Annotated in this window: 11 protein-coding genes and 1 other annotated feature; of the genes, 1 reads left to right on the top strand and 10 read right to left on the bottom strand. The window is 44.3% G+C overall.

The genetic code is table 11. The annotated features are described in order from the left end of the window. Window positions 1-167: 167 nt before the first annotated feature. The 10 genes from U5K77_03740 to U5K77_03785 form a co-directional block, all read right to left on the bottom strand. A complete protein-coding gene (locus U5K77_03740; GenBank protein ID MDZ7744837.1) occupies window positions 168-461 on the bottom strand; it encodes a YbaB/EbfC family nucleoid-associated protein in 294 nt (97 codons plus the stop codon). 41 nt (window positions 462-502) lie between these two features. Beyond that, window positions 503-1,708 (bottom strand): hypothetical protein, encoded by a 1,206-nt coding sequence (locus U5K77_03745; GenBank protein ID MDZ7744838.1) that lies wholly within the window; start codon window positions 1,706-1,708, stop codon window positions 503-505. Window positions 1,709-1,803: 95 nt separating this feature from the next. Beyond that, window positions 1,804-3,162 carry a replicative DNA helicase gene (dnaB, locus tag U5K77_03750; protein ID MDZ7744839.1) on the bottom strand — a complete coding sequence of 453 codons (1,359 nt, stop codon included), beginning with the start codon at window positions 3,160-3,162 and terminating at the stop codon, window positions 1,804-1,806. Between the two features lie 4 nt (window positions 3,163-3,166). Beyond that, window positions 3,167-4,687 carry a DNA polymerase III subunit gamma/tau gene (gene dnaX / locus U5K77_03755; GenBank protein MDZ7744840.1) on the bottom strand — a complete coding sequence of 507 codons (1,521 nt, stop codon included), beginning with the start codon at window positions 4,685-4,687 and terminating at the stop codon, window positions 3,167-3,169. A 59-nt stretch (window positions 4,688-4,746) separates the two neighbouring features. Continuing rightward, window positions 4,747-5,361, bottom strand: coding sequence for a CDP-alcohol phosphatidyltransferase family protein (locus U5K77_03760; protein MDZ7744841.1), 615 nt, complete (start codon window positions 5,359-5,361; stop codon window positions 4,747-4,749). 86 nt (window positions 5,362-5,447) lie between these two features. Further along, window positions 5,448-5,663, bottom strand: a complete 216-nt coding sequence (locus U5K77_03765; GenBank protein ID MDZ7744842.1) for a hypothetical protein — start codon at window positions 5,661-5,663, stop codon at window positions 5,448-5,450. 13 nt (window positions 5,664-5,676) lie between these two features. After that, window positions 5,677-5,958: a hypothetical protein gene (locus tag U5K77_03770; protein ID MDZ7744843.1), complete on the bottom strand. Its 282-nt coding sequence runs from the start codon at window positions 5,956-5,958 to the stop codon at window positions 5,677-5,679. A gap of 284 nt (window positions 5,959-6,242) precedes the next feature. Further along, a complete protein-coding gene (locus U5K77_03775) occupies window positions 6,243-6,515 on the bottom strand; it encodes a hypothetical protein (protein MDZ7744844.1) in 273 nt (90 codons plus the stop codon). A gap of 103 nt (window positions 6,516-6,618) precedes the next feature. Further along, window positions 6,619-7,143 (bottom strand): 50S ribosomal protein L10, encoded by a 525-nt coding sequence (rplJ, locus tag U5K77_03780; GenBank protein ID MDZ7744845.1) that lies wholly within the window; start codon window positions 7,141-7,143, stop codon window positions 6,619-6,621. 92 nt (window positions 7,144-7,235) lie between these two features. Then, window positions 7,236-7,405: a sequence feature (ribosomal protein L10 leader region), on the bottom strand. Between the two features lie 276 nt (window positions 7,406-7,681). Next, window positions 7,682-7,927, bottom strand: a complete 246-nt coding sequence (locus tag U5K77_03785) for a hypothetical protein (protein ID MDZ7744846.1) — start codon at window positions 7,925-7,927, stop codon at window positions 7,682-7,684. A 400-nt stretch (window positions 7,928-8,327) separates the two neighbouring features. Here U5K77_03785 and U5K77_03790 point away from each other — a divergent pair, with 400 nt between their 5' ends. Next, window positions 8,328-8,534 (top strand): hypothetical protein, encoded by a 207-nt coding sequence (locus U5K77_03790; GenBank protein ID MDZ7744847.1) that lies wholly within the window; start codon window positions 8,328-8,330, stop codon window positions 8,532-8,534. The last annotated feature ends 188 nt before the right edge of the window (window positions 8,535-8,722 follow it).

Genomic DNA, 8,722 nt, shown 5'->3' on the forward strand with positions numbered 1-8,722 from the left:
GTACGTTTTGAGCACTATCGGCAAGCTGTTTGGCGATTGCCGGGTTTGATTAAACAAAAAGTGAGCGTAACGCTCGGCAGTTCGCGGCCCAAACCCCCGGTAGTTCTCCAAATGACTCAATTAATGCAACTAGTGCTGGCGGTAATATCTGCATAACTTATGGTGCGTTACATGCCGAGTCCACCGAGCATGCCCATCATAGGTTGCATTTTTTCGGCGGCTATTTTCTGACTTTCGGCAATCGCTTCTTTGACGGCTTCTTCAACCCAATTCTCTAGCTCGGCAATGTCATCAACGTCTACGGATTCTGGATCAATGTGGATCTTTTTTATTTTCTGTTCGCCATTTATTTCTACAGTAACGGCTCCTTCACCCTTCTCGACGGTGATAATCATTTTCTGCAATTCCTTTTGCAGCTTCTTGGCTTTCATTAACATTTTAGCTTGATCAAATTTACTCATTACGCTCCCTCCTATTGGTTCACCACTATTGTATCAGATTATCAGGGGCGTTGCTGAAAAGTTTGTTTGGTTTCCGGCGTGTTTGGCCAAGCTTCATAATATCGGGTGATGTGGTAAAAACTAGATGTCATAATGGCCGCAATCATCACAGCAACCGCAATACCGCGAGCTAGCGGGTTTTTGGGGAATACCGTAAACCATTTTTGCAGCAGTAGCGTGATACCCGCAGCCGCAAGAATGTAGATGAATGGTAATAACAGACTTATTCGGACTTCATCAGCCAGAGATACAAATAGTACACCAAACCCCATTCCAGCTAGAATAAGACGAGTCCTGTCCAGTTTAAGACGAAACGCATAGGAGTAGACTCCAAAAGCGACCATGATGGTTGTAAATATATCAAGGTATGGCAACCGGCCAATCCCGTATATCGGATTGTGTGCCCTTTGGAGGAATATTTCTTTTGGTACATTTACCACGTTTCCAATAAACTCAACTACGGTTGGCCAGGACTGAGGTAGTCCGAGCCAAGTCAGTGCCAAAGTTGGTTGTTGGGCTAATCCCCAGCCAAGGGGGACAAGGATTAACCCGGCCATGATCAACACAGCAGATTGCCACCAAATTGAAAGCGAGGCAATAGCAGCGGTTATCCGTTTGCGTTGCCAGATGACACCGGCGAGCACTAGCCAGCTCATGGCAGGCACATATAGCAGAAAAGCCGCACTGACGGTAGCAATGATTGAAGCAACAAAAACATGGCGTTTCTTATGGAGCCACACGCCCGATAATACGAGCAGGAGTGTTAAAAGGTAAGCTGAATCTTCCGTACCAATCCGGGAAACATTTAAAAACCAGCTCGATGTTATAAACAGCGACGTTGCTAGTATTGAGACTCTAGGAGTGTGCCATTGACGAAGTATCAAAAACATTGCAACTGCAGCTATAACCCCAATCCCGACACTTATTACTCTGCCGGCCATGTCGCCGATTCCGAGTTCTGTTAGCAGATATACCCCAACTTTATTAGGTAAAAACAAAGGGTTGTCTGCAATGACGGAAAAAGATCGGGAGGCTTCGAGCAACTGTATTTCGGGTTGGCCGAATCCCGGCGTAAGCGTGCTGAGCCGAAACAACAAAAATGTACATAGTAAAGCTACAGCGAGAAAAGCTAACAATATTGGACGCCAAGCATCGGCTAATGGTAAAGCTCTCTGGAAACGTTTACTCTTTAGGCGACTTAAATTCATAAGCTATCCATCCAGACTGTAGCGTTTTGGTGTATGTGTGTTCATGAATACAGACAGTATACACGAGGCGGTGGATCCGGAGCCAACATGACTGGTTATTGTTCAAACGGAGTAGAGTGTTTAGTGTCGAGACTTCTGAACCGTTGTTTTTCGGCATCGAAAAACAATTCTACCGCACCAGTCGGACCGTTTCTATGTTTTTTAATAAATACATCGGTTATACTGCGGCGATCCGTCTCCGGATTGTAGTAATCTTCTCGATATATAAAGGCAACTACATCTGCATCTTGTTCGATAGAGCCTGATTCACGCAAATCGGCAAGTTGAGGGATCTGGGGACTTCGACTCTCTACAGAGCGGCTGAGCTGCGACAATGCGATCACTGGTACATTTAACTCTCTGGCAATTCCCTTAAGACCGCGGGAAATTTCGGATATTTCTTGAACTCGGTTACTATCGCCGCCATAACGAGCTCCCCCGCTCATCAGTTGTAGATAGTCAACAATTATTAAACCGAGTTTTCGCTGGTGTGCCTCGCGGCGGGCTTTGGTTCGCAGATCACTTACTGTAATACCTGGAGAGTCGTCAATATATATTTGTGCTTCAGATAACGTTCCCATGGCGTGTCCAATTTTCTCAAAATCACTATCGCTCAAGTTTCCGGTTCGAAGCGCCCAGGCATCCACGCCGGATTCCATAGATAGCATCCGGTCGACGAGCTGTTCCTTGCTCATTTCCAGGCTGAACAGTAAAACCGGAGCATTTGATTTAACGGCCACGTTGTGCGCTAAGTTCAAAGCTAAGGCTGTCTTCCCCATAGAAGGACGCGCAGCTAGGATAAACAGGTCTGATGGTTGTAAGCCGGCAAGTATGTTGTCTAGATCTTTAAAGCCAGTCGGAACACCTCGTAGCTTCCCCTTGTCTTTGTGGAGTTCATCAAGTCTATCAAAACTCTCGGTTAAAATGTTTTCTAGGCTGGTGACATCTTGTTTTACGTGTTGATGACTAATGTCAAATAGCCGAGACTCAGCTTCTTCTATGAGTTCTTGGAGGTTTTTGCCTTCGTCGAATCCTAATCCAACAATATCTTGCGACGATTTAATTAGTCGGCGTCGTAAGCCTTTTTGCGCAACAATTTGAGCGTACTGATCAGCGTGCGAAGCGGTCGGGACGAAGTTAGTGAGTTCTGTAAGATAGGCAGAACCACCTGCCATATCCAAAAAACCGGATGCTTTCAATTGATCAGATAATGTAAGTACATCAATTGGCTTATGGGAATCATACAACGAGCGCATCGCTTCATATATACGTTGATGTCGTTCGTCATAAAAGTCGATTACGGCAACGGTATCGGCGACTTTGACGATTGCATCAGGATCTATGAGAATAGCACCGAGTAGACTTGATTCAGCCTCCGGACTCTGAGGTGGTACTCTTGGGTTGCTCTCTTCCATCGTTCTATGATTCTAGCACTTCAGCTGAGCCAAAGATATTGCTTATGGTATCCACGGAATCATCAGTTTTGGGTGTCGTATCAGGCTTATCGGGTTTTTTAGATTGAGTTGTTGCCAGTTCACAAACTAACTCTACATCTTGACCTATCGATGAATGTACAATACCAATAATCGCCTGTTTGTTCTTGTCTTCGTTGATGCGCTTTTGGTGGAATGGAAAATCAAATAATAGAACGACCGTATTTTTGTCAAACTTCGGTGTAGCCATTCGTAAAATGCTATATAACGTATTGTGTTTTTGTTTGACTGCGTCTAGAACGGATTGCCATGCGTCAGCGTCAAGCTTACTGCTTTGGCTCTTGGGTGATTCATTCGCTGCTGTGTTTGATACTTCAGGTGCTTTATCGGCTTTTGATTCTGATTTTGCTTGGGGTTTTTTTGGTTTTGTACTGCTGGGTGTTTGGTTAGATTCTGGATTGTTTGGCGTGGTTTGTTTGTCAATAGTTTGTTCTGGTTGAGTTGGTAATTGTGACTGAGGTCGCGAATGGCTCGAGCCCGGATTAATTTTGGTTGCCGCAGACAATAAAGCTAGCTCAAGATAGCTAACTGGATCATGCGATACAGGTACTTCTATTAGTTCTTTAAGAATATTGGTGGTTATATTGTAGTCAAAGTAGTGTTTATCGTTTATCAGTGCTTCTCTTAGCAAAGTTGCAAGCTGCTTGGCTACCATAGACGCCTGAAAACCCTGCTCTTGTATATTTTTTAGAGTGTTTACAATACTGGCAGTGTCCGCGTGAGCTACGCCAGTTATTAACTTTTCCAGGCTTTCTGTGGGAGCGATACCAAGCATAGCTTGTATATCTTTAGCTGTAATCCTGTGGTCAATGTGCCGAACTTGATCTAAAAGACTAATACTGTCACGGAACGAGCCTCGACTATGAGCTGAAATTAACTCCAGCGCCTCGGTATCGATGTCGATGTTCTCCTTTTTTGCGATGCCCTGTAAATGCTTAACGGCTTGCGGGTTGTCGATTGGTCGAAAATTGAATCGTTGTGTGCGGCTAACGATCGTTTCTGGTAGTTTATGAACCTCGGTTGTAGCCAATATAAACACAACGTGGGCGGGCGGCTCCTCCAGCGTTTTTAAGAGCGCATTAAACGCTTCTTTGGTCAACATATGCACCTCATCAATAATGTAAACCTTGTATGAAGCACTGGTTGGTGCATTATGGATTCGTTCACGCAGTGTACGTATCTCGTCGATTCTACGGTTGCTGGCGGCGTCAATTTCGATAATATCAAGGTGAGTTTCGTCTTCGTCAGTGTAGGGTATGTCGTTTATTGCATAAGCTAATATACGCGCAACCGACGTTTTACCAACACCACGAGGACCTGTAAATAGATACGCATGACTAACCCCTCCCTGTTTGAGAGCGTTTTGTAGTGTTGAAGTTATGTGTTCTTGACCGACTATCTCAGATAAAGAACGTGAACGGTATTTCCGATAGAGTGCTTTCCCCATAGACTATGCATTATAGCGTTTTTACAAGCGATTGTCTGTTGTTGATTGCACTAATGAATCTAGCGATCACTCAATGAATCGTGCAGAGCTCGAACATAACCAATACTTGCTACTATGCCGAGACCAACACCGGTATAACCTACTGCAGTACCAGCTCGTTTAACATACTTCGACATCCGCGGATGGTCTTCCTCTAGTTTTGAGCCAATGACGTGTGCACCAAGTCCAGCTTGTTGTAGAAAAATGGCTCGTTTACCGAACATACTAGGGTGTATAACGGCTTCTTTATCCATTGATCGGTCAATGGTTGTTGCAACTGCGTTTATGCCGTTCTGTATTGCTACAGCGCTTATTAGGTGACGTGGCGCTAACTTGTGTTTCCATATTGCTGCTGCGGTAAATGCGAGCTTAATCTTGTCTCCTGTTGCATCAACCATCTCACCTAATTCTGATTGAGTGCCTGTTCCTCTTGCGACAGGTCCATCCGCTACGTCAGCAGCAAATGAAGCAGCACAAGTTGCAATACCACCCCACTTATCCAGGTGTCGACTTCCTGCGAAAGCACCTACTAACGCAACTCCGTCTATGACATTTGCTGGCGTCACAATATCGTAGGTTTCATTCGCCACACGCTGAAAGGTATTAGCCTGAGGTGATTCTGGTTGGCTTGTCATTGTATATATTATTTAGCTGAATAAAATTAATGCAAGTATAACAATTTTAAAACGCATATGTGATTGACTGTTACTGCTGCGAGTAACTAAAGAGCTGCTTCGAGAGCTGCCCACTCGGCTTGTTCGTTGTCTTCTGGGACGTTGATACTAACTTGATCATTTGGTTTGGCTTTAAAATAAGTGACGCTAGCTAATAGTACTCGGTATTCACGATCGCCAACAGTCACAAAATAATGGCCGTTTTCTTGCTTAAGTGTCCCGACAAGTTGTTTACGCGGAATTGGGCCGATTTGTTTGTACATAAACGCCCCGTCATCAGCGATAGTCAGTTTTAGGATATCTCCCTGAACAAGTTTTGACTTGCTTGCATAATTGGCTGGAACGGGGTAGATACTCTGCGTCCGATCCGACCATGTTTTGTCCGTCAAAAACACCTTCTATAACTTTACCAAGGTTATCTTCGGTACTATGAACAGTAGAAGCAGCATCGTCACCTACCAGACTAATCAACAGCTCTTTTGCTGCAGCTAGGTTTGTTTCGGCGTCTTGAATAAGTGTTCGTAACCTTTTTACTTGTTTTTCTGGTACATCCGGCATTGTTTTAAGTCTCTCATAAGTGTTTGTTATTTGGGTACACTTACACTTAAAGCTAGCATGCTTAATAATGCAAGTCAAAAAAGTTCAATTAACTGTGGAAAACTTGCTTAGTGTTCGGTCTACAAATACATAACCGCCACAGATTGTGCAGCGGTTATGAAAATGTTTTGTAAAACTTAGGCTAGTTCTGACAGTAGCGCCTGCTTCTTCGAGCTGCTTTCTGAGCATTCGGAGCGTCTTCTTTGGCCGCTTTTTCGAGTACCGGGTTTGGTGCACCGTCTCACTTACTGCCTCGGCTTCGCCAAGTCCGAGGTCCGTAAATACTTAACAGCCTTAATAACGGCAACTTTTTGTGCGCCTGCATCTTTTAGAACAACGTCAAACTCAGTTTGTTCGTCTTCTGCTGGTGCAGCCTCACCGCCGGCTGCCGGGCAGGCAACTACAGCTGCAGCTGCTGCAGGCTCAATGCCGTATTCATCTTCAGGTCTTAGTTCGTTGACTTCTAGTACAGTCAAACCAGTTAATTCTTCTGCAAGTTTCTTTAGGTCTTTTGCCATAATATTAAATCTCCGATTTAGTTAGTTAAAAGTTTGAAAGTAGAGAGTATATAAAGTGTTATTGCTTTTTACTTTATACACTTGTCACTTTGTACTGTAAGCCCTAGGCGACAGCTTTTGTTTCTACGCCGTCAAGCAGCGCGTGAAGGTTGCCAGACAACCCATTTGTAACGTCATCTAGTGGTGAAGTTAGCGTAGAGAGGACTTGAGCAATCAACTCGTCTCTACTTGGTAGTGCTGAAAGCGCCTGAACTTCTTCTGGCGGCAAGAACTTACCGTTCTCTGAAATTGCGCCGACAAATTGAAGCGTAGGTTGCTTTTTAGCATAGTCAGCAAGCACTTGTGCTGGGGCAACTTCATCTTGGCTATTGAACGCGTATAACAGCATACCGTTTAAGGCGCTTGTATCAGTGTCTTTCACATTATCGGTCGTTTCGATCGTTTTTTTAACAAGGCGATTTTTTACGACCTTTAGTGTAGTTCCGTTTTCACGACCTTCGCGTCGAAGCTGTTGCATAGCTTTTACCGGCGTGCCTTGATAGGCGGCGATGACAGTCATCTTTGAATCTGCCAGTAGCTGGCTGACTTCGGCAATGACTTCATTTTTCTTATCTTTTGTTAACGCCATATAACTCCTTAGAGTAGTGGTTAGACGCTAGTTGCTAGTGTCTAGTTTATGGTTTTGTAAGTTCTCGCGCCCCATCGACCGTGAGCGCACTGTTACCTAATAAAAAAGTCTTTGGCATTGCCAAAGACTTTAAAGATTCAACATTCTCAAATCTAGAATCAAAATTCTAAATTTTTGCTGCTGCCTCGGCGACATTATCATGTTTTTATGCGCAATAAGCGTACAAAACCGTCGCTGTCTTTGGTAACGCAAGTATACTATCCGTTTTACCTCTGTTTGTCAACCCAGCAGTAGACTTTCGAGTGACCCGGCTATGCCGGGCATTACTCCTCAGCAATTATCTGAGGAGTATTTCGAAGCTCACTGCCGGGTGAGACCCGGCAGTGGTTTCAGTGACCCGGTTGTGGGCGTTACTCCTCAGCAATTATCTGAGGAGTCTCGAAAGCTCACTGCTGGGTCAACCCTGCAGTTTTCTTGCAAGTTTTTTGGACACTTCGCTAAAAATCATAGTCCAGTAAACACATTAACGAATTAAGCCTCAAGCTGGAAAGTTCCGAGTGCTGCGTCCGATAAATTGCTCGATTGGCTCTTCATCACCACTGTAAGGTACTTGTCGAATTACTTGTATTGAGCCACCCGTTGCTGTCGAACCTATATCACTACAAGAAGACATTATTTCGGCTTCTCTCTGTCGTCTGATGTTCTGATTGTAGCGGTCAATCTCCTCTTGTGTAGGAATTTCACTAGGGTCGTACCCACCTTGTATATTTTCGTTTGTAATCATTATTGAACACTCCTTATATATATAAATAATCAGGCGGTGAAGCCTGACTATTCTTGGGCTGTGCTAGAAACGTTTTATACGCTCAGGCTTCAACCATACTGAAGCACAGCCCTGGTAGGCCGAGGAGGAGTAGCATGTGCTTCATGTTTAATATCATAAATTCCACAATACACCAGGACGTATGACTTGACAAGAGGCGACTTAAGGTGTAGCTTTAATACTCGTGATGCAACAAATCCAACACATTATTGCCAAGTTCATGCCAAGCCGCAAGCTCGGTTTTGTGCGAATTGTGGCAAAAAAATAATGGTTGGAATCTTGTAGCGCGAGTAAACGAAGACGCAGGAGCCGGATTCCAACCGAGGATCCGGTTTTTTTACGGGATAATATGGAGACGAAAATGAGTATTTACACAGATAGACAAAACCCGGGCTCCGGTGAGAATGCAGTTTTTGATGCTGAGACTATGAGTCAAAGCGAGCAGGAGGTTTTATCAGAACGGAGCCCTCTAGATGTCGGTATCGAGATGGCACAAGCAGTGCTTGGACAACTACTACGACTTTCTATACGGAGGCCGGGATCAGTTTTAGGGCAAATTTTCCAGTAAATCTGGGTATTGAGGTTCACGACGTTGCCCACGCAGAAAGTTTCTGTAAAGAGTTAAGAATTGTTGGAGAGGTTCTCGAAGACGATAAGGCTACTTATGTAGTAACAGAGCTTGGTCATAAACTATGTGTTGATATTGTTACCAGTTAAAACCCACATGGTGAAGACCGCTAAACTTTGAATACAAGG

It is taken from the genome of Candidatus Saccharibacteria bacterium, from assembly GCA_034521515.1.
In the GTDB taxonomy this organism is placed as follows: domain Bacteria; phylum Patescibacteriota; class Saccharimonadia; order Saccharimonadales; family JAXHMH01; genus JAXHMH01.